The organism is Euryarchaeota archaeon, from assembly GCA_016207515.1.
GTDB lineage: Archaea > Thermoplasmatota > SW-10-69-26 > JACQPN01 > JACQPN01 > JACQPN01.
Genome location: JACQPN010000012.1, coordinates 165,340 through 184,646 on the forward strand (window position 1 = coordinate 165,340; position 19,307 = coordinate 184,646).

A 19,307-nucleotide genomic window follows, 5' to 3' on the forward strand; every position below is an offset into this window, starting at 1 on the left:
GCACCTCGTCCTACTCCACGTGGAGGACGCCAGTTTTCGAACGGAGGTGGTAGAAGAGCTCGGCAGCGCGCAGTGGGAGATCGGGATGTACGCGGCGAGGGATCAGGAGGCCGGCGCCATCCCAGGCTGAGCGCTTGATGACTCGCGACCCGCGTCATCGGCGTTTCAAACCTTCTCTGCGGGCTCGTGCGTTAGGCTGGCCACGCGCGGATGCCACCGAAGACCGGCGGCCGCGCCGCGCACCGCCATCACCGACGCCGTCTCGTTATCATCCGCGTCGCACAAACCGCGCCTTTGCAGCCCGGATCATTCGCGGGTATCCCGTTCCGCGGTCGTCAAAGAGGAGGATCCAGACCTTCCGATCGCCCCGTATGACGGCATAACACGAACGGTGCTTACCGACCCGGAGGCGATGGAGCGAAGATCCTTGGCCCAAGTCGGTGAGTTTGACGACGTCTACGCCGGCTCTCGGGCGAAACGGGTCCTCGGCGAGCGCATCGATTCCCTTCTCAAAGCGTCTTCTCGAGTTTTCGGGAAGCGCCAAGTACTCGCGTTCGGCGGCCGGGTGGAAGGAGACCGAGTAGCGTGGAGCGGGCGCCCCCACTGATTTGGGGCTTGCCACGATTCACTTCCGCGAACGCTTCCCCTTGGCCTTTACTTTTGACCAAGGAACGGTCGCGACACGTCTTTCCCGAAGGTCGGAAAGGCGTCGCTCCATCTCGGCGATGGCCGCATCCGACGGATAGCGTTCGGCCACATCGGCAAGAAACTCGTCCCATGACATGTCGCCCTTAAGGAGAGCCAATCTGTCCCGTAGGCTGGATGCGAGCGTGATAGTCGTGTGGGACGACGCCATCGCATCACAATTGGGCAATTGAGCAATTAAATGTTGTGGTTGGGCGGGGTTATGGAGCACGATCTGAGGGCCAAGCATCGGGTTCGGCTGAGGAGTTGCGCTATTGGCAATAAGAGGGATCGTCGCGGGGCCGGCGAAAGTAAAGCGGCACGCGCGGCTTGCGCGGCCCCTGGGCGGCGAAACCACTCGCACGGAGGGCCTCAACGGCAAGCGCGTTTGCACCTTCGACGGACTCCGGCTGGAAGAACCACGTTGGAAGGCCAACTTCCCTCCATTGTCGCTTATGCCATCCAAGACCCGGACCCGCCGCGAATCAAGGGTTGTCGACGTCTGCCCTCGATGCGCTTCGGACGTCGAGAAGTGCCAATTCTGCCCGAGCCAAGCGAGACACTTCGTCTCGCCGCCGATGGATCACGCGGGCGACCGCGACCTCTACGTCTCGCGACAGGCACCTCGTCCTACTCAACGTGGAGGACGCCAGTTTTAGACGAGAGGTGGTAGAAGAGCTCGGCAGCGCGCAGTGGGAGATCGGGATGGACGCGCCGAGGGACGGGTGCGAGTGCGATACGTGGGCATGAAGACGGAATTCGCGATGAGTTTAAGTGGCGGGGGCGTGATTTGAACACGCGAACGCTCTCCCAAGCGTCGTCGGATTAGGAGTCCGGCGCCATCCCGGGCTAGGCGACCCCGCCTAGTCCTTTTTTGTTTTCTTACCAGATGAAGTTGTACCGGGGACCCGTCGCCGAAAATGGCGAGAGGTGGCGAAACTACCCCTTGGCCGCGATGCTGCGCACCCTGGCCAAAATGTCGCGCCGGTTTCCCGGCCGCGCCCCTATCATGGTCAGATGGACGCGAAGAACTCCGGACGAAGACGGACGGTCTCCTGGGAGGCGACGTCAACGCCAAGGCCAAGCTCCTTCAGTTTCTCGGCAAGAAGGTAGCCGTCAACGAGATCCACAAGACGCGCACCGGGGCGGCTTGCCTCGGCGCGGGCGTCGGCGGTGAAGTGGCCGATGGTGATGAGGATGCCGTGCTGGGAGCGGCCTTCCGTTGCGCCGCGGAAGTGGCGGGCCACGGTCGATAGGGTCAGCCCCCCTTCCGCAGTCCATGGAATCGGGAAAAAGCTTATTATCACGGCGCAGCCATAGACGCATGTTATCCACACTGCAGATCCCTTCGGGGAACTGCAGGTGCTTATTCACTTTGATCAGGGTGACCTCTATTGGCGAAGGCAGCGGTACTCATCGACGGCGGCTACTACGAGAAGGTGCGATTGGAATTCGGCCGTCCCCAGCTCGACCTCGTAGCCATGAGTGAAGAGTTTGCGGCTCCGGCGGAACGCTTGAGAACCTACTACTACGACGCTCTTCCGTGGGTCGGCGACCCGCCCGATCCGCGGGACCTAAAGCGCCGAAGGGACAAACAGCACTATTTCGAGAGCCTGAAACTACTGGACCGTCTTGAGATCCGCCAAGGCCGGGTACAGCGGCGTGAGACCAAGTGCACGCATGGGACATCGGACGTTTCGTTTGGTCAAAAACTTGTGGACGTGAAGTTGTCGGTGGAATTGGCGCGCTTGGCGTGGAGCGGGTGTCCCTGACCCCCGTTAGGGCACGGGCCGAAGATTATATGCGGCGGGGGCGAGATTTGAACTCGCGAACGCTGTGTCAAGCGTGCCCGGTCTTCAGCCGGGCGCCTTACCTGACTAGGCGCTCGATGACTCGCCACGCTCGTCATCGGCGTAATCGTCCGCTCACGCGGCCGCTTACGACCCGCCTAGTCCTTTTTTTGTTTTCCTACCAAATGAAGTTGAACCGGAGACCCGTCGCCGAAAACGGCGACAGGCGGCGAAACTATTCCGCGGGCGCCGTCCACCTCAGCTTCGGCATCCCTGGCGAGAGAGTCATGAACCGGTCGGCGCCCCATGGTGACGATTTCCATGAGCGCCGAAACAAGAACCCGCCGCGAGTCCCGCATAGTGGACGTCTGCCGGCGATGCGGCTCGGATGTCGAGAGGTGCCACTTCTGCCCTGATGAAGCGAGACACTTCGTTTCTCCGCCGACGGATCACGTCGGCGACCGCGACCTCTACGTCTGCGATAGGCACATTATCCTACTCAACGTCGAGGACGCCAGTTTTCGAAAGGAAGTGACCGAACGGCTGGGCAGCGCGCAGTGGGAGATCGGGATGTACGCGCCGACGGATGGGTGCGAGTGCGATAGGTGGGCATGAGGACGGCGTGCGATGCCATTGGCGCGCCTGGGGCGAGCATTTGCGGCCATCGCAAGGACACGGGGCGAAGATTATATGCGGCGGGGGCGTGATTTGAACACGCGAACGCCCTCCCAGGCGTGCCCGATCATGAGTCGGGCGCCATCCCAAGCTAGGCGACCCCGCCTAGCCCCTTTTTGTTTTCATACCAAATGAAGTTGAACGGGGGACCCGTCGCCGAAAACGGCGGCAGGCGGCGAATCTACTCGGGGATTTGCCCATAGATGTGCGCGTAGCGGCGGCCGAAATGAATGGAGTACGCCCTGGACTTGAGTGTCTCCCAGTCGAAGGCCGCCGCGAGGCGCAAGGCGTCGGGGCGGGCGTTCCGAAGGACGTCCACGTCGCCACACGGCTCGCAACGGACGGGTTAGGGGCGGGGGTTGGAGTTGGGGCGCGCAGATGGTGTATGTTTAGGCGGCGGATTAGTCTTGGGCGCTTCAAACTAGAAAAAGAAAACGAAAGCGGATGTGGATCCGGATGTGCAAGTCACGTCGTCCGCGAAACCCCGGGCCCTGACGCCATGTTCACGCGTTCCGTCCTGTTTGTGTCGCGGAGGGGTCAGCTTGAGGTCAAAATTTCTTCGAGAAGGCCGGATGATGCCATTCTAATATTCAGGATGAAATCGATCTTGTGGAACGCTTCTTCCAGGGGCGCCCTCGTCTCGTCCCATCCTTTGCCGTCGGTGATCCAGACGAAGGTGTGTCCGTCCTGAGAAACATGGCGCTGAAGCGTTTGGTACTCGCCCGCGGTTGCTTTTAGCTTCGAACCGCCACCGCCGTAATGGTTCACTTCAAACAGGAAAAGCCTCGACCCCGAGCGCACGGCGAAATCAAATTCCCGTGACGTTTTGTCCACCGAGACCTTCAACCCCCACGAGTCTCCAATCATTTTGGATGTAGCTTGCTCCAAGAAATCCAGCCGGTGCCGTGCACAAATCGGCTTCAGGATCCCCCCCACAAGCATCTCCATTGCGTCGCCGCTTCGATTCTTTCTTGCGTTAGAGTCCAACCCCGCCTCGATGCCTATGACGTAGTCCACGATGCTTTTGATCGACTTGTTGCCCAGCAGACGCAAGAAGCCTGTCCTCGAAGCGAAGGTTACGATGCTATCGATTTCCTCGGACGATAGGGCTGCTTTCTGGCCAAAGCTGAACTCATCATACGTAGGGACTCCGCCATCAATTTTCGTCAGAATCTTGAATTCTCTTTCGCGCGAAGCCACTAACACGGGGATCGTGCGAGCGATACCCGGATGCCTCGCAAGCAATTCGCGCAGCGCTTCCTCGGGATTCGGTTTTCCGACGAGGTAGTTTAGGGTATTCAGGTCCATTTCTATTTCGTGCGTGTTGGCCAAGACCTTCGTCCAGTTAACGAAATAATCCCAGCCCGTAATTGTGTCTACCCGCGTTTTCATGAGGTACTCGAAAACCTGGGCTGGCTCGTTGAGACCAAGCGTTCGCTGGATGGCTGGGTGGTTTTTCATCGGTAGACCGTTTCCCTTGTGAAATCGTCGATGCGCCCCGCCTTCGGTGCCGTCGTGGGCCGCTCGAGATTAGTCACGACAATTTCGTCCACGTTTCCACGCCCCGTTCCTTTCGAGTTGATGAACCTGGGGCACCTCACGGGCTTCGTGATGAATGCCTTATAGAGGTCACGAATGAAGGGGGTGTCCGAATTGCTCAGCAAGAGATGACAACCGCGCGAGTCCAATTCCGAGAAAACATCCGCGAGCCTGGACTGTTCCCGCCGACCGAAAGAGTTCTTCGTGTAGGCCGTGAAATTCGATGTTTCAGAAAGAGGATCGTACGGTGGATCAAAATAAATGAAATCCTTCGCTTTGGCCGAGTTTAGGACGCCTTCGAAATCTCCGTGAGCAAGCTTGGAAGTCCGAAGCAGCTTCGAAGCCAGCAAGAGGTTCTCTTGATCCAAAATCTTGGGGTTCTTGTAGCTGCCAAGCGGGACGTTGAATTCTCCTTTGGAATTGACTCGGTACAGTCCATTGAAACACGTCTTATTCAGATAGATCAGTCTCGCCGCCCGCTGAATTTCGGAAAGTCCACGGGGGGATAGCCGTCGGGTTGCGTAGAAGTAGTCTCGATTGTGGTTCTGTTCGTGGGCTCGCAATTCTGCCACTATTGCGTCGACAGAATCCCGGACGGCTTCGTACGCGACAACTAATTCCTCGTTCGAGTCGATCAAGACCGCCTCGTCCGGCGCCAAATCGAAAAACAACGCACCGCCGCCAAGGAACGGCTCGTGGTACCTGCCCATGTTCGGCGGAATGAGGCCCATCGAATGGAATTGGGCGAGGAGTGCTGCCTTTCCGCCGGCCCACTTGACAAACGGTCGAGCCCGCAGTCGCGTGATCCGCGCAAACCTGCCCGACGCTTGGCCCATCTAGCGGATCAACTAGGCCGGTCGGAAAGAACGTAGTTACCGCCTAATTACCACTTCTGGTAATAATCGTGAAATGATGTGGTAAGGCATGTTCGGGTTCGATGGCGGACTGGACCAAGATTGCTTTTGTGCGTTCCAGCGAGCTGCGATTCAGAATCCTGGTGGAACTCTCGGCATCCAAGTTGCTTCCCGGCGAGTTAGTCGAAAGACTCGAAAAACACGCTTCGCATGTTAGTCGGGCGCTAGGCGAACTCTCGGAGGCGGGACTCGCGGTCTGTCTCGCACCCACTGTGGCCAAGGGGAGGTACTATGACATCACGCCTGCGGGGCGCGTGGTTCTCGCGGAGATAGCAAAGGCCGCCATGGCCCGGGGCAAGGACGAATGAGCCCGAAGACCTCAGAAGCGCCGGCCGAGGCCACTCTCAAGGCGATGGTAGAGCTGACGCACGTCCGGTTTTTGGAAGCGATAAGAAATCGAGATCATGTGCTGATTGAGGGCACGCGCGTAGAAGTAGGTGAGTCCCACGCGCCAAAGGCATTTTCTCCGGCGGCCTCGTACCGACCAGAATCATTTACCGTTTGGTCTTTTCCAGACCGCGGCTCCTGGGCCACCCACTCCGGTTCCTATCGCGGCAACTGGTCTCCGTACATTCCCCGCAATCTCATCCTCCACTACACTCGACCCGGCGATCTCGTTCTCGATCAGATGCTCGGCTCCGGTACCACCCTCGTCGAGTGCAAGCTTCTCGGCCGTAACGCCGTTGGCGTGGACATCAATCCTGATGCTCTCCTCGTTGCGCGCGACCGGTTGAACTTTCCCTACTCTTCTCTCGATCCGGAGTACAAACCGCCTCGCATCCGTACCTTTCTCGGTGATGCTCGTCGTCTTGACAAGTTGGAGGATTCCTCCGTCGATCTCATCGCGACGCATCCGCCTTACGCGTTCATCATTCCCTACTCGGAGGGACGCATCGCGGGCGATCTCTCTTCGCTTCGTAAGCTCGACGATTTCCTCTTGGCGATGGGAGAGGTCGCCCGCGAGTCGCTGCGAGTCCTCAAACCGGGAAAACACGCCGGGATCCTCATGGGGGACACGAGGAAAGGGCGGCATTACGTCCCGATGGCGATGCGAGTTATGCAAGCGTTTCTGGACGCGGGCTTTCTTCTCAAAGAGGACGTCATCAAGGTGCAGCACAATACGAAGGGCACGCGCGAGAACTGGAAGGCGGAGAGGTACGACTTCTACAAGATCGCCCACGAGCACCTGTTCGTGTTCAGAAAGCCCGAGGACGAGCAGGATGTGAAGGACCACAAGTTGAGCCGGAAGTGGTGGTGAAGCCTTTATCCGGGAAGATCAATCGGGGCCCCGTTGTCGACCCTTGACCTCCATCCGGCCCGGGGCTCCACGCGATTCACCCTCCGGGGCCTTTTTCGCGACGAACACCACGCCCAACAGAAGACGGAAGCCTTGGTTCGTGACGGTTTCGTCGCGTGGAACGCTCCAATAGAATCGCCTCGCGGCAATCAGATTTTTCTTGTGGCCGCGAGACACGACGTGACGCCTCTCCGGAGGGCGGGGATCCCGCACACCCATAGCGTCGACTGGGAAGCGACGCGGCTGGCGATCGCCGTGTTTCGCCGGATGCTCCGCGCGGGCCGGGCCGCGGGTCGAACCCCGCGATGGTACAAGAGCTTGGACGTGGCGGCGTTGCATTCATGCATCCAGCGGTACAAATGGAACGGCCCTCGTCTGGACGTTGCCACCGACATTCTCTCCTCGACGATACTGACACACCCGTTTCCAAACGCGAACCACCGCACAGCCTTAGAACTCGCTCGCCTCTACTTGGCGAGCGAGGGTGTCCCTTGGCCGGGATTCGACCTCCGAGGAAGGGGGGCACGGCGGCTATTCCGCCAGACGCACACATTCTTCCGCGAGAGCAAGTACCTCCTCCAACTCGTCCGCCACCAGAACATGGTGCGACTGGCCTTCGAGGAGGGCTGGACTCGTTTGGGCATCGGCGAGAGCTCGGAGGCGGTGATTCGAGACGTCGATCTCACGAAGACCGCCCAAGAGTTGCGGGCGGCTCATCAGGAGCTGTGCTCCATGACGATAATGAGCTTGGCGGGTGAGAAATCGAAAACAGGCCTGGCGGAGCCCGGGAAGAGAAGGCCCCGGGAGTGGGTCGCGTGGTTCCGTTTGTGACGCCCGTTTCAATCCGGAAGTTGGGCGAAGGCCGTTTCGGATTCTTCCAGTAACGCTCGCCTCTCAGGCTTGAAGCGGAATAGCACGCGGCCGTCGATTCGTTCAACCAAGGGCCTGGTGGCCTGGCGGCGTCTTTCGGAGCCACTCATCCACCATCCATGGCTGTTCGGCTCGCTTATAGGTTTCGCCTAATGGAATGCAATTCGTGCCGCGGCAAGTGGTCCATCCGCGTCTCCCGCAACCTCGCGGTGCACATTCTAACGCCGGCTATCTCGTCCTTGATCAGATGCTTGGCTCCGGTACTACTCTCGTCGAGTGCAAGCTCCTGGGTCGTAACGCGGTCGGTGTGGACATCAATCCCGATGCGCTTCTGGTCGCTCGCGACCGGTTGAACTTCCCCTACTCTTCCTTGGATCCCGAGTACAAGGCCCCTCGGATCCGCACGTTCTTGGGTGACGCCCGTCGTCTCGACAAGTTGGAGGACTCGTCGGTGGATCTCGTCGCGACTCACCCGCCTTACGCGTTCATCATTCCATACTCGGAGGGGCGGCTTGCGGGGGATCTATCCTCGCTGCGAAAGCTCGACGACTTCCTCGCCGCCATGCTCGACGTCGCCAAGGAGACCTACCGCGTCCTGAAGCCTGGAAAACACGCCGGCATCCTCATGGGTGACACGCGCAAAGGCCGTCACTACGTCCCGATGGCGATGAGGGTGATGCAAGCGTTTCTAGACGCGGGCTTTCTTCTCAAAGAGGACGTAATCAAGGTCCAGCACAATACCAAGGGTACGCGGGAGAATTGGAAGGCGGAGCGGTACGACTTCTACAAAATAGCGCACGAGCACCTCTTTGTTTTTCAAAAGCCGGAAAACGAGGAGGACGCGAAGGAGCACAAGTTGAGCAGGAAGTGGTGGTAGGGCCGGCCGCGTACCTACGCGTTCAAGATTTTCCTGAGGTTTTCCCTAAGGGGCGGCAAATCCTCCGCCACGGTCTTCCAAACCGTTTCGATGTCGATCGTGAAGTAGCCGTGGATCAAGCGGTGCCTCGTATCCACGATGTCACGCCAGGGAATTCCCGGCGTCGCCCGTTTTTCGCCCTCCGACACGTGATTCGCCGCTTCGCCGAGTATTTCCAAGAGGTGCACGATGGCGAACGCGGTCCTATTGTCCTTCCGCAGGAGCGCCAGATCCATGCCGCCCGCGAATTCGAGAATACGTTCGGTGGCGTCCAGCATATGCTGGATGCGTTCGCGGTCAGGCTTCTGCATATTGGACTTCGGCCGCCTTGACTACCCTTTCTCTGAAGTAAGGACTCAGGTCGTCGGGCGTTCGCATGTCAACCTGGCGATTACCCGCGAGAGCGGAGAATTCCCTTTGCATCTCGGCAAGTCGGAACAGGCTTGGCGTGTGTCCCGGCTCAAACTCGACAAGCACGTCGATGTCGCTGTCCGGCCGGAAGTCGTCTCGCAACGCCGACCCAAAAACGGACAATCGGCTGATGTGGTGTGCCTTGCAAAAGGCGCGGAGTTCCTTGGGTTCCAATTTGATGCGCTTATGCATGCCCGTTGGGAATCGGGCGTACAAGGATATTAGGTCTTCGTATGGGGCCGCCTTGGGATTTGTGTTTCGCCATTGGCGTTCCCCGGCATGGGCTTCTTGGCCACGCCCTCCGGCTCCTATCGCGGCCACTGGTCTCCGTACATCCCTCGCAATCTCATGCTCCACTCCACACGACGCGGTGATCTCGTCCTCGATCAGATGCTCGGCTCCGATACCACTCTCGTCGAGTGCAAGGCCTCTACTTGACGAGCGAGAGCGTCCCTTGGCCGGGATTCGACCTCCGAGGAAGGGGCGCACGGCGGTTATTCCGCCAGACGTACACATTCTTCAGCGAGAGCAAGTACCTCCTCCAACTCGTCCGCCACCAGAATATGGTGGGACTGGCCTTCGAGGAGGGCTGGACCCATGTTGGGATTGGCGAAAACACGGAGGCCGAGATCAGGGCCTCCGACTTTCACATGACTGCCTTGCAAGTCCGTGAGGAGCACCGCAACCTCTGCTCCGTGACCATGCGAGGGCTCGCCGATCCGAAAGTCGTGGATGTGCTCGAAGCGACGGGAATCAAGACGCTTCGGGAGTGGGTATCGTGGTACCGGGGATGACCGTGCGGTCAGTCCATCAAGCGAGAGAACGCCCGGGCGGTTTCTTCAAGAAACTTGCGCCGTTCTGCCTTGAATCGGAAAAGGATTCTCCCATCAACCCGCTCCACCAATGGTCGCTGGGCTTGTCGCGGCCTTCCTGATTCGCTCATCGTATCGGAATCCCGCAAATCGCGGCTTATACGTCTCGGTTAATGGTATGCAATTCCACTGGACGCTCCAGGCCGCCCACTCGGGAAGTTATCGCCGCAATTCTCGACGTCGCGAAGCAGGCGTACCGCGGCTTGAAGCCCGGGAAACACGCCGTCATCCTGATGGGAGACACAAGGAAAGGCCGCCATTACGTCCCGATAGCGGCGCGGGTGATGCAAGCCTTCCTCGAAGGCGGTTTCCTCCTCAAGGAGGATGTCATCAAGGTCCAGCACAATACGAAGGGAACTCCGGAGAACTGGAAGGCGGAGAGGTACGACTTCCACAAGACCGCAGACGCCCGCAGGCGTCGAGGACCAAGCGCACCGAAGGTGCGCGAGATCGCGCACGAGTACCTGTTCGTGTTCAGGAAGCCGGAGGATGAGGAGGACGCGAAGGAGCACAAGTTGAGCAGGAAGTGGTGGTAGGGTGGTCCTCGGACCACGTCAGGATCCTTTCCTTGTTTCATCCACGTAAGCGCGTAGGGCGGTCTCGCTCGTCAACCACATCGGCCTCCCCCTCGCCCGTTTCCGTCCGGTGAGGGCACTCGTGGAATCCACATGAATCGCCGGTAGGGCCCCTTGACCGGCCCGCAGCGAGAGATAGTGGGCGCCGTACGGGTTCCATTTTTCTTTGGTGAACTCCTTGAGGGGCTTGAGTTCGTCCCGCTCTGAGCCGACTTGGTCCAGAAGGTCGAGAAGGCTTCTCGCCATGCGGACCTCGAGGAAGTACTGCAACGGCGCGTAATCCTTCGCGTGTCCCGCTTCCAGCCCTTCCAGGTACTCGTCCCGATCCTTCGGCAAGACGTGGAGCGGAGGCCATCCACACTTGAGAAAGTGGAGATTCAGGATGAGGCGGCCGGCGCGGCCGTTTCCGTCCTCGAACGGATGGATGCTCTCGAACTCGTGGTGCGCCCAGGCTGCAAGGGAGAAGGCATCCTCCTTTGCTCGCAGGCGTCGCCGGTAATCATTCAACCAGGTCTCCATTCGTGAGACGACCTTCTCTCTACGGGGAGGCACGTGCGTGGTCCCTGTGATGAAGACGTTGCTTGTGCGCCAATGGCCGGCCCGCTTGAGGCGCGTTCCTCGAAATACCTCTTCGTGAAGCTCCAGGACCGTGACCAGTTCGAGCGTTTTCTTGCGCCGCCCTAAGAGACCGCGAAAGGCCGCCTCGTGCTGCAATGTCTCGACGACGTCTGGCACGGGGCGCCCGCTGACGCTTTCTTCCCGAATTAGTAAGGCCTCGACGTCCGCCTCCGTGAGCGTGTTTCCTTCGATGGCGTTGGTCCCCCAGGTGTTCAGCGCGCCGGTCCGCTTCCAGACGGAGTCAGGGAGGTCTGCGAGATCCCCGATGTGGTCACGCAAGGCATCGGACAAGACCGTCAAGAGGGGGCGTTTTACCATGGCGTGGGACAAAATACGTATTCTGCTTCGGAGTTATATATGCTTTTAGAGGAAAAACTGGGTTTAACGCATACATCATCTCTTTTCCGGGTATCGCAAGCATTCGGCCAACCACTCCGGTTCCTATCGCGGCAACTGGTCTCCGTACATCCCTCGCAATCTCATCCTCCACTGCACGCGTCCCGGCGATCTCGTTCTCGATCGGATGCTTGGCTCCGGGACTACTCTCGTCGAGTGCAAGCTTCTCGGTCGTAACGCGGTCGGCGTGGACATCAATCCTGATGCTCTCCTTGTTGCTCGCGATCGGTTGAACTTCCCGTACTCTTCGCCCGATTCCGATTACAAGCCGCCGACGCGGAACCCGGAGGTTCCGCTAGGCCCGAAGGACCGGAGTCCTTCAGGGCCAAGGATCCGCACGTTCCCCGGTGACGCTCGCCGTCTCGACAAGCTCGAGGATTCTTCCATCGACCTCGTGGAGACTCACCCGCCTTACGCGTTCATCATTCCATACTCCGAAGGTCGGCTTGCGGGGGATTTATCCTCACTACGGAAGTTCGACGACTTCCTCGCGGCGATGTTGGATGTCGCGAAGGAGACCTACCGGGTACTCAAGCCCGAAAAACACGCGGGGATCCTCATGGGTGACACGCGAAAGGGCCGCCACTACGTCCCCATGGCGATGCGGGTGACCGCAGACCGCGAAGCGAGTGCGCGCGATGCAGGCCTTCCTCGAAGCCGGTTTTCTCCTCAAGGAGGACATCATCAAGGCCGGAGGCGACGACAGTCGCCGAGGACCAAGCGCACCGCAGGTGCGCGAAGGTCCAGCACAACACGAAGGGCACGCGGGAGAATTGGAAGGCGGAGAGGTACGACTTCTACAAGACCACAGCCGACCGCGGTCGGCGAGGACCAAGCGGACGAGCCGCAGGCGAGTCCGCGAGATAGCGCACGAGCACCTGTTCATTTTCCGCAAGCCGGAGGATGAGGAGGACGCGAAGGAGCACCGGTTGAGCAGGAAATGGTGGCGTGTTTCCCTCCAAAGCAAAGGCTTATTAAGTTATTTAGCTAACTAGCTTATTGCCTAACTATGTCTGAGATTCAGGGAACAAAGCGCCAAATCGTTGGTTTTTTCCTAGGCCGCCAGACGAGCGAGCCAGCAACGCTCAAGGAAATCGCTCGCCACATGCGGCTCGCTCCTCCAAGCGCTCTCGCCCAGCTTCGCGCGATGGTGAAGCTGGGAATCGTCGCAGAAGACCCGGCCCCAAAGGGACGTGGGCGCACCTACCGGCTCGCCCGTTACATGAGCGCAACATGGGTCGACCCGGAAAGGAACGTCATGATTTCGTGGACTTCAGGCGCTCCCGTTTCATGGAAATACCCGCTCGTTTCACGCGTTCCCGATTACGATGCCCAAGAAACCTTGCTTCGATTCTTGGAATCCGCCGAGATGCACGGTCATTTTCACGCTTCATCGGTGCGAGCACCATCAGTTCGAAACGTCGGCGAGGACCTTGGCGTCACCATGATCGCCTACGGGAGCTGCGCCCGCGGAGATGCCAGGCCAGGATCCGACTTGGACCTACTCATCCTGGCGCCTAGTTTGGGCGACCCCAAGGAAAAGTTCAAGGACCTAGCCGCCGACGTGAATCTCTCGGCCGCGCGGAAACTGGACCTGAAGGTGATCGCTGCCGACGAATTCCGCGAATTGCCGGTAGAACTCCAAAAAGCGGTTCGGCGAGAGGGCTTGATTGTGTATTCTTCTCGGGAGGACGCGTGGTTCGTCGAGGCGCGGCGAGGTGAAGAGTGATCGAAGAGGAGCGAATGGGAGATCGGGCAAGAGAGTACCTGGAGGCCGCCGAGCTTGCCTTCAAGAACAAGCTCTTCAACGTCGCATACGAGGAGGCGAGGACCGCCGCCGAGCTCGCGGCAAAGGTGCTCCTGATTCGGGCCGGCCATTCCCCGGGCCGCGACCACAATCCGGCTGGACAGCTGGCCTTCCGACGACTCGTTCCCGATGGGATGAGCGAGCGAGCACTGTCAAGATTTCTTGGCGACTCCTCGCGTGGTGGTTACGGTTTTGATGAACCTGTGCCTTCGAACGAGGCAAGAGACGGACTTGCCATGGCGCGAGCACTCGTGGCTTTGATCGCGAATCCGTGACCAAGGTGCGCGACACAGCCCACGAACACTTGTTCGTCTTCAGAAAGCCCGAGGATGAGGAAGACGCCAAGGATCCCAGGTTGAGCGGGAAGTGGTGGTAGACGCGGGATCCATCGTTGGGCGCCCAGTGCGACGTTGCCGCTCGCCCCGCTCGTGCGGGGCCCTATGCGTTTCTCAGGCATCCGGTCCGATTACCAGAACTTTAACCAGTAATGTCAGAAGGCCTTATATATAATAACTAATTAACCAATGCTATTGTGGTAATTAACCAATCAAAATACGCTCACTGCGTGCCATCGGCCGGGCTCAAACATCGTCGCAAAGTTCCGTTCCAGCCCGTCATCCGGGTTCCCGCGAGCTCCTCCGCCAAGTTCACCTCCATTCATCGCCTCGACGAGGAGCTCCACCGCTTCGTCCTACGCCAAGACGACTACGTGGATCTCATCGTCGAAGCCTGGGCGATGAACTTCCACAGTTCGACGAAACTTGAGGGCAATCCCCTGTCCCTTGACGACGCTCAACGGATCACTCGCGACTCCTGGCGGGGCCGCATCAATTCGAACGCCGCCTTTCCCATCCAGGAGTTTTACAATCACTGGGCGATCTGGCTGGTCCCGGAGATCTTCAAGCACCCTTGGAATATCGACATGGTCCGAACGATCCATGCACTCGTGATGCTCGGCGCCGGCCCCGAGGTCTTGCCCGGACAATTCAGGCAGGCCGAAGGAGTCGTCACCGGCCCCGACGGCCAAGAATGGTTCATCGGCGCACCCCCGAAATACATTGAAGAGGAACTATCCGGCCTCCTCGATTGGCTGAACACGCAAGCCCCGGCCGTTTCGCCCGTCGCCGCAGCCGCCGTGTTTTTCCACGAATTCGAGAGCATTCACCCATTCCTCGACGGGAACGGCCGGGTAGGTCGCGTTCTATTCCACCTTTATCTTCAAACCCACGGGCTTCCGAACTCGCACCTGTGCATGATCGAGAAGGAGTTGTCGGGAAATCCGGAACCCTACTACCGCGTGCTCGGTTGGACGGATCAAACGGGCCAGTACACCGACCTCGTCGAATACGCAACGGATGCCGTCATCCTTTCTTACGAGAACGCTCGCGACCGGTTGCGGACAAAGGACCTGATGTCCTCGAACTTGGCCGAGACGCCCCAAAAACTAGTCAAGGCCGCAAAGCTCCACGGCGATTGGTTCAAAGCGAATGACGCGTCCCGGTGGATAGAGAGGCTCTCCGCCGAAAGCATACGGAATCATCTCAACGATCTCACCCAAAAAGGGGTCCTCGAAGCAGTCGGGGAGACGCGGGCGCGAATGTACCGATTCCGTCATCCTCTTCATCGAGTCGAGCGTTACGCCGTCGCGATCACCCTGGAACTCGAAGAATTACTTCGCGAGATTGGGCCGCGTCTTGCGACGATGAAACCAAAAGATATCGCCCTCGTGGTCCGCGAGAGATTCGAGAGGGCGCTCAAAGAGGCGGAGGACGACACGAAGAAATGAACACTACCATGGCGGGTCGGTGCCCGCCTCGTCGCGATGGGCGTGACCGCAGACCGGGAACCGGTCGTGGACGAAGCGCGCCTACGAAGTGCGCGTGATGCGGGCCTTCCTCGACGCCGGTTTCCTCCTCAAAGGCCGAGGGTTGGCGCAGCCAAGCCGAGGATGAGCGAAGCGAAATCCACGACAAGGACATCAACAAGCCCGTCAGCGGCGTAAGCCGCCGAGGAGCGAGCCCACCGCCGGTGGGCGACCCTCCAGCACAACCCGAAGGGCACGCGGGAGAATTGGAAGGCTGCGAGCTCGTCCGTGCGTGTCCAGTAATCGGGCGCACCCGTCTTCCAGATCCAACTACGCTCTCCAGACAATCGATATGCTGGGCCCGGCCCCCTGACGACCGAGGCCTTCGGATGAATCTGGTTTCGACATGGATAATAGTGCTGCTTATCACGAATTCAGGTTTCACGATAATGGCAGCCGCCGACGCCCCGCCCGCGCGAAAACACGCAGTGGTCGCCATCCTCGACACAGGAATCAACAACCGGGAAGCATGGCTACGCTCCCCCGCGCTCACCGAACACCCATCGACCTATGTCGACGGCTATCCTGCGGTCACCTCCTCTATCGACCTGGAGACGCAAACTGCCGCATGGGGTAGACTCTATTGGATGCCTGGAACGAGGATAATCGGAGCCATATCCTTCGGCGAATTCAACAGCGCGATCCAATGTCAGGAGTCCCCGGACAAGCGCAGGATCTACGACGATTGCGGCCACGGAAGCAACGTCTCCCGCATCGCCGCAGCGCAATCACCGGACGTCTTGATCGTGATGGTCGAAGTCGGCGACCGACGCCAAGGCCTAAACTGGGCGATCAACCAACCCTGGATCGACGTGATCACGATGTCCCTCGGCACGGTCGCGAACGTCCCGACAGCCGAAGTGAACGATCTCACCAAGAGAGCCACGGAACAGGGGAAAATAGTAACGAACGCAGCCGGCAACGGCGCCACCAACACGGGCGTCGCCCCCGACCGCAACCCGACCTACACGAGCGAATACTCGGGCCCATCATGGGTGGTGACCGTCGGCGCAGTCCATCCCCAAAGCCGAAGAGACCACTACTGGCACAGTATCCCGGTCGACGTCGTCTCGCCCGGAGGCTCAACAAGTTACGCGACACCCGTGACCGCCGGCCAATTCGCGCGCGTCATCGCCGAAGCCCGGAATACCGTAGGCGATGAGGGTGCCGGAGCGAGACAGGGCAATCTCGTGGTCGCCCCACCCGGCGCGCCGCTGCCAAACGCCGGGCCAATGGCAGATGGAAAACTCAACAGGACAGAACTTGAGGAAGTTGTCCTAAAGACGGCGCAGCCGACTCCGCAGCAGAGCGAGGACGAGCCCTTCCCCGATCCCGAAGTGAAGGGGGAACAAGTAAGCCAGATCTACGACGCATACAGGGACTGCATCGAAACCGGACGTGGAGGCACGGACATGACGACATGCAACATGCAAACGCCACCCGGAATCGACCTCCCCACGTGGAGAGAACTCACCGGCCCGCTACCAGGCGCCTCGACCGACACGACGCAACCACCGACACCCGTCGATTACGTCTTCGAAGGATACGGAATCGTCGACGGGCAAAGTGGATCGCGCGCGATAGAAGTCGTCCTCGGAACCACGCCGCTCCCAGAAAGGCCGACCGAAGACCAATGGAACGAAGAGAACGACAAGATACGCGACGCGTTCTGGAACAGAGGCGAAATCGACAACCCGCTTCCATCCACCTTCGACGGATTCTGCGACATACAAAACCCGCTAGTCGAATGCTGTGGAGACCCGGACACGCCAAAACTCTGCGGACGACCCTAACCCGCGCGTTGAGACCAATACGCCTCACGAAGCGCGTACGTGGTCTCCATGTACTGGACCGCCTCGGCGGGCTTCGGGGGAGGAGTGGATTCGCCCTTCAAGTAGGCGACGGCGGCCGGGACGATTTCGGGACCGACGTAACCCCAGCCCATCTGGACCCAGGGCGTGGGGAGGATGGGGGCGATCGGGGTGTACTCCAAGCTCGTAATACCACCCGCATCTGGCGTGCGAGGCGCATAATCCGAGTTCGTCCAATAACGGGCGGTTCGGTTCAACACGTCTCGCAGCAGCAGGGGCGCCTTCTTTTCGGCAAGCGCTTCGCATCTCGAAGAAGCATTGTCTTTCCGGCAATCTTCGCGCAGTTTGAAAAGAATTTCACCGGCGATTGCGGCGAAAAAAGGTGTCGCGTAACTGGTTGCAGATTGATTCTTGACGACGTCGAGGGTAGTATCATCTGCAGTGCTTGGAGAGTAATTCGTGACGAAGTCGGGGGTGGAGCCGGTCCCGGCCGAGGGTGACCCGCCTTCAGATGGTTCAACGCCGCCGATTGAAATGACCTCTGGTGGGCCGCCGGTTCCGGAAATGGATGTGGGGGCGGGAACGTCCGCCGTTGCTTGGATAACGGTTTTCCCCTGACTGACTGCGAATGCGATGGCGGCTCTCATGGAAGCGTCGTACCCGGGCGTTGTGGCCGGCAACTCAGATGGGTGCCCGAGACTGCTGGAAATCACGTCCACCCATGGGAGCGACGCGGCCAGGCGAATTGCTTCTGGTAGGTCGCTCTGGGCACCGGTTCCTTCCCGGACGAAGTCTTGATCCGTGGTCGAGTACTGAATCATGAGGACGACGCAGTTGGAACATTGTATGGCGACGACGGACGCCACCCGCGTCCCGTGGCCGAGATTGTCCCAAAGAATGGGTTTTGCCGCGCCCGTGACATCATCAACGGGTCCCGTGGGGTGCCGCGGGAGAGCGAGGCCAAGGACATTTGTCCCGGCGAACGCATACAATTCGTTGACTCGGAGGCTGTCCCAAACCTGCTTGTCGAAATCATGCGCCGCACTTGGCGTTCCCCCATTGGCCCCTGCCAAAACCAAAACGTGGTCCGCACGCATCGAATTTTGGCCAACAAGCATTTTGAAAAATGTATCGGCGGCACGAACAGAAAACGCCGTGTGGTAGGGTCTGATTCCGGAGTCAATTATAGCAACAACCAATGGTCGGGAATCGACCTGACCGACATCCACCTGGTCCGGTTGTCCCGAGGGGCGGAGGTCGTTCGCGGAGATACAGCCGCCCGTAACCAGTAGAGCTACGGCTCCGTACACGAACGCTACCCGACCCGTCACGGTCCCTATTACGTGGGGATGGATGTGAAGCCACTTCCTGTATGAGACTTGTCCAGGTCGGCCGCCACGTTATAAGCTTTTTCCCTGCCGGATAGGCTCGGAAAGCCCGGGTTCGCCGGAAGTTTCATGAAGGCGTACGACGACGTGGCGTCGGGAGTTGGTGGATTGTTACGCGAACTGCTGGTTGGGATTTTGCTTGCAATGGTAATCGCCACGTCAGGAGATGCAGCGCCGGAAGAACCTCTTGTGAACCCCATCGGGACGGAATGTATCCGGACGCAAAACGCCGTCCAGAACTGCACGAAGGATTTGGTTTGTTGCGAAGGCGACGACCCGGCTCGATTCGTTAAATGGTAGTTGCAGGGAGCCGTTGGCCTCATGAGGAGTATTGGAATCGCGTTCTGCCTGTTGCTCGTTGGCGCGGGCCAAACGTCTGCGGCCTCGATTACAATTGGAGACGCCGACATGCGCGTTTCTTACTCGAACGAAAGATCGGCATGTGATGCGTCTTTCGGTGTCGCCGGTTGTCTCTTTTCTTACGACGACAGCGGAACGACCGGCACTCAGGGCGACGACAGGTTTGATTTGGTCCAAGGGTACGCCCACGTTGACGTACGGGTGCGTGGCCCTGTCTTTGATGGGCGACCTTTGCAGTTCGGCGTGGATCCCAGTCGGGCGCGCATCGACAGTCCCGTCCTACCGGCCGCAGACGAGTTACTAGTGGGTGTTTTTGGAGACGACCCCAATGCCTCGAGCCCTCTCTGGGTGGGAATCAACCATGAGAATGTCATAGTCGCTGTCGCGACCCCCTCGCCGGCTGGACAATTCTCAAGTTGAATACGTAGGCCCGTTTCGAGTGAACGCTTTTGACCCCTCGGGGCTTTGCCCGAGGTGGTCAATATGAGGCGAGGCTCTGGTCGTTTTCCTCCTGAGAAGA

General features: G+C 59.4%; 22 protein-coding genes, 2 tRNA genes and 1 pseudogene. 14 read left to right on the forward strand and 11 right to left on the reverse strand.

The window, feature by feature from the left end; translation table 11 throughout:
- Nucleotides 1–268: 268 nt before the first annotated feature.
- The 4 genes from HY556_05950 to HY556_05965 all read right to left on the reverse strand — a co-directional run bounded on the left by HY556_05950 (nucleotide 269) and on the right by HY556_05965 (nucleotide 2,054).
- The gene (locus tag HY556_05950; GenBank protein MBI4393325.1) at nucleotides 269–622 is read right to left on the reverse strand and encodes a hypothetical protein; all 354 of its coding nucleotides are present in this window, start codon (nucleotides 620–622) and stop codon (nucleotides 269–271) included.
- A gap of 3 nt (nucleotides 623–625) precedes the next feature.
- A complete protein-coding gene (locus HY556_05955; GenBank protein ID MBI4393326.1) occupies nucleotides 626–856 on the reverse strand; it encodes a hypothetical protein in 231 nt (76 codons plus the stop codon).
- A gap of 603 nt (nucleotides 857–1,459) precedes the next feature.
- Nucleotides 1,460–1,548, reverse strand: a tRNA-Arg gene (locus HY556_05960).
- A 149-nt stretch (nucleotides 1,549–1,697) separates the two neighbouring features.
- Nucleotides 1,698–2,054: a restriction endonuclease gene (locus HY556_05965; GenBank protein ID MBI4393327.1), complete on the reverse strand. Its 357-nt coding sequence runs from the start codon at nucleotides 2,052–2,054 to the stop codon at nucleotides 1,698–1,700.
- A gap of 24 nt (nucleotides 2,055–2,078) precedes the next feature.
- Between HY556_05965 and HY556_05970 the strand changes: the two genes are divergently transcribed.
- Together HY556_05970 and HY556_05975 are read left to right on the forward strand one after the other, a co-directional pair.
- Entirely contained in the window at nucleotides 2,079–2,456 is a 378-nt protein-coding gene (locus HY556_05970; protein ID MBI4393328.1) for a hypothetical protein, read from the forward strand.
- Nucleotides 2,457–2,780: 324 nt separating this feature from the next.
- Complete coding sequence (locus HY556_05975; protein ID MBI4393329.1) at nucleotides 2,781–3,089, forward strand: hypothetical protein; 309 nt, start codon at nucleotides 2,781–2,783, stop codon at nucleotides 3,087–3,089.
- Nucleotides 3,090–3,167: 78 nt separating this feature from the next.
- Here HY556_05975 and HY556_05980 read toward each other — a convergent pair.
- The 3 genes from HY556_05980 to HY556_05990 all read right to left on the reverse strand — a co-directional run bounded on the left by HY556_05980 (nucleotide 3,168) and on the right by HY556_05990 (nucleotide 5,524).
- Nucleotides 3,168–3,255: transfer RNA gene (locus HY556_05980), tRNA-Met, on the reverse strand.
- Between the two features lie 431 nt (nucleotides 3,256–3,686).
- Nucleotides 3,687–4,610 (reverse strand): type II restriction endonuclease, encoded by a 924-nt coding sequence (locus HY556_05985; GenBank protein ID MBI4393330.1) that lies wholly within the window; start codon nucleotides 4,608–4,610, stop codon nucleotides 3,687–3,689.
- Nucleotides 4,607–5,524, reverse strand: coding sequence for a DNA adenine methylase (locus HY556_05990; GenBank protein ID MBI4393331.1), 918 nt, complete (start codon nucleotides 5,522–5,524; stop codon nucleotides 4,607–4,609). The genes HY556_05985 and HY556_05990 overlap by 4 nt, the downstream gene beginning before the upstream one ends.
- 101 nt (nucleotides 5,525–5,625) lie before the next feature.
- Between HY556_05990 and HY556_05995 the strand changes: the two genes are divergently transcribed.
- From HY556_05995 to HY556_06010, 4 genes are all read left to right on the forward strand, one after another.
- Nucleotides 5,626–5,910, forward strand: coding sequence for a hypothetical protein (locus HY556_05995; protein ID MBI4393332.1), 285 nt, complete (start codon nucleotides 5,626–5,628; stop codon nucleotides 5,908–5,910).
- A 44-nt stretch (nucleotides 5,911–5,954) separates the two neighbouring features.
- Nucleotides 5,955–6,860: a methyltransferase domain-containing protein gene (locus HY556_06000; GenBank protein MBI4393333.1), complete on the forward strand. Its 906-nt coding sequence runs from the start codon at nucleotides 5,955–5,957 to the stop codon at nucleotides 6,858–6,860.
- 33 nt (nucleotides 6,861–6,893) lie between these two features.
- A complete protein-coding gene (locus tag HY556_06005; protein MBI4393334.1) occupies nucleotides 6,894–7,730 on the forward strand; it encodes a hypothetical protein in 837 nt (278 codons plus the stop codon).
- 286 nt (nucleotides 7,731–8,016) lie between these two features.
- On the forward strand, nucleotides 8,017–8,646 hold the full coding sequence (locus HY556_06010; GenBank protein MBI4393335.1) for a class I SAM-dependent methyltransferase: 630 nt from the start codon (nucleotides 8,017–8,019) through the stop codon (nucleotides 8,644–8,646).
- Between the two features lie 14 nt (nucleotides 8,647–8,660).
- Here the strand turns inward: HY556_06010 and HY556_06015 are convergent, their stop codons facing one another.
- Together HY556_06015 and HY556_06020 are read right to left on the reverse strand one after the other, a co-directional pair.
- Nucleotides 8,661–8,996, reverse strand: coding sequence for a DUF86 domain-containing protein (locus tag HY556_06015; protein MBI4393336.1), 336 nt, complete (start codon nucleotides 8,994–8,996; stop codon nucleotides 8,661–8,663).
- On the reverse strand, nucleotides 8,983–9,288 hold the full coding sequence (locus HY556_06020) for a nucleotidyltransferase family protein (protein ID MBI4393337.1): 306 nt from the start codon (nucleotides 9,286–9,288) through the stop codon (nucleotides 8,983–8,985). Before HY556_06020 ends, HY556_06015 begins: the two co-directional genes overlap by 14 nt.
- A gap of 87 nt (nucleotides 9,289–9,375) precedes the next feature.
- Here HY556_06020 and HY556_06025 point away from each other — a divergent pair, with 87 nt between their 5' ends.
- From HY556_06025 to HY556_06035, 3 genes are all read left to right on the forward strand, one after another.
- The gene (locus HY556_06025) at nucleotides 9,376–9,534 is read left to right on the forward strand and encodes a hypothetical protein (GenBank protein MBI4393338.1); all 159 of its coding nucleotides are present in this window, start codon (nucleotides 9,376–9,378) and stop codon (nucleotides 9,532–9,534) included.
- The gene (locus HY556_06030; GenBank protein ID MBI4393339.1) at nucleotides 9,531–9,890 is read left to right on the forward strand and encodes a hypothetical protein; all 360 of its coding nucleotides are present in this window, start codon (nucleotides 9,531–9,533) and stop codon (nucleotides 9,888–9,890) included. Before HY556_06025 ends, HY556_06030 begins: the two co-directional genes overlap by 4 nt.
- Nucleotides 9,891–10,201: 311 nt before the next feature.
- Entirely contained in the window at nucleotides 10,202–10,504 is a 303-nt protein-coding gene (locus HY556_06035; GenBank protein ID MBI4393340.1) for a hypothetical protein, read from the forward strand.
- An 18-nt stretch (nucleotides 10,505–10,522) separates the two neighbouring features.
- Here the strand turns inward: HY556_06035 and HY556_06040 are convergent, their stop codons facing one another.
- Nucleotides 10,523–11,479, reverse strand: a complete 957-nt coding sequence (locus HY556_06040; protein MBI4393341.1) for a Fic family protein — start codon at nucleotides 11,477–11,479, stop codon at nucleotides 10,523–10,525.
- Between the two features lie 70 nt (nucleotides 11,480–11,549).
- Between HY556_06040 and HY556_06045 the strand changes: the two are divergent.
- From HY556_06045 to HY556_06065, 5 genes and pseudogenes are all read left to right on the forward strand, one after another.
- Nucleotides 11,550–12,552, forward strand: a pseudogene (locus tag HY556_06045) (DNA methylase).
- Nucleotides 12,553–12,566: 14 nt separating this feature from the next.
- A complete protein-coding gene (locus HY556_06050; GenBank protein ID MBI4393342.1) occupies nucleotides 12,567–13,286 on the forward strand; it encodes a nucleotidyltransferase domain-containing protein in 720 nt (239 codons plus the stop codon).
- A 14-nt stretch (nucleotides 13,287–13,300) separates the two neighbouring features.
- Nucleotides 13,301–13,639, forward strand: coding sequence for a HEPN domain-containing protein (locus HY556_06055; GenBank protein ID MBI4393343.1), 339 nt, complete (start codon nucleotides 13,301–13,303; stop codon nucleotides 13,637–13,639).
- A gap of 257 nt (nucleotides 13,640–13,896) precedes the next feature.
- Nucleotides 13,897–15,150, forward strand: coding sequence for a Fic family protein (locus HY556_06060; protein ID MBI4393344.1), 1,254 nt, complete (start codon nucleotides 13,897–13,899; stop codon nucleotides 15,148–15,150).
- Between the two features lie 407 nt (nucleotides 15,151–15,557).
- Entirely contained in the window at nucleotides 15,558–17,021 is a 1,464-nt protein-coding gene (locus tag HY556_06065) for a S8/S53 family peptidase (GenBank protein MBI4393345.1), read from the forward strand.
- Here HY556_06065 and HY556_06070 read toward each other — a convergent pair.
- The gene (locus HY556_06070; GenBank protein MBI4393346.1) at nucleotides 17,018–18,238 is read right to left on the reverse strand and encodes a S8/S53 family peptidase; all 1,221 of its coding nucleotides are present in this window, start codon (nucleotides 18,236–18,238) and stop codon (nucleotides 17,018–17,020) included. The two genes, HY556_06065 and HY556_06070, sit on opposite strands and share 4 nt — an antisense overlap.
- Nucleotides 18,239–19,307 lie beyond the last annotated feature (1,069 nt).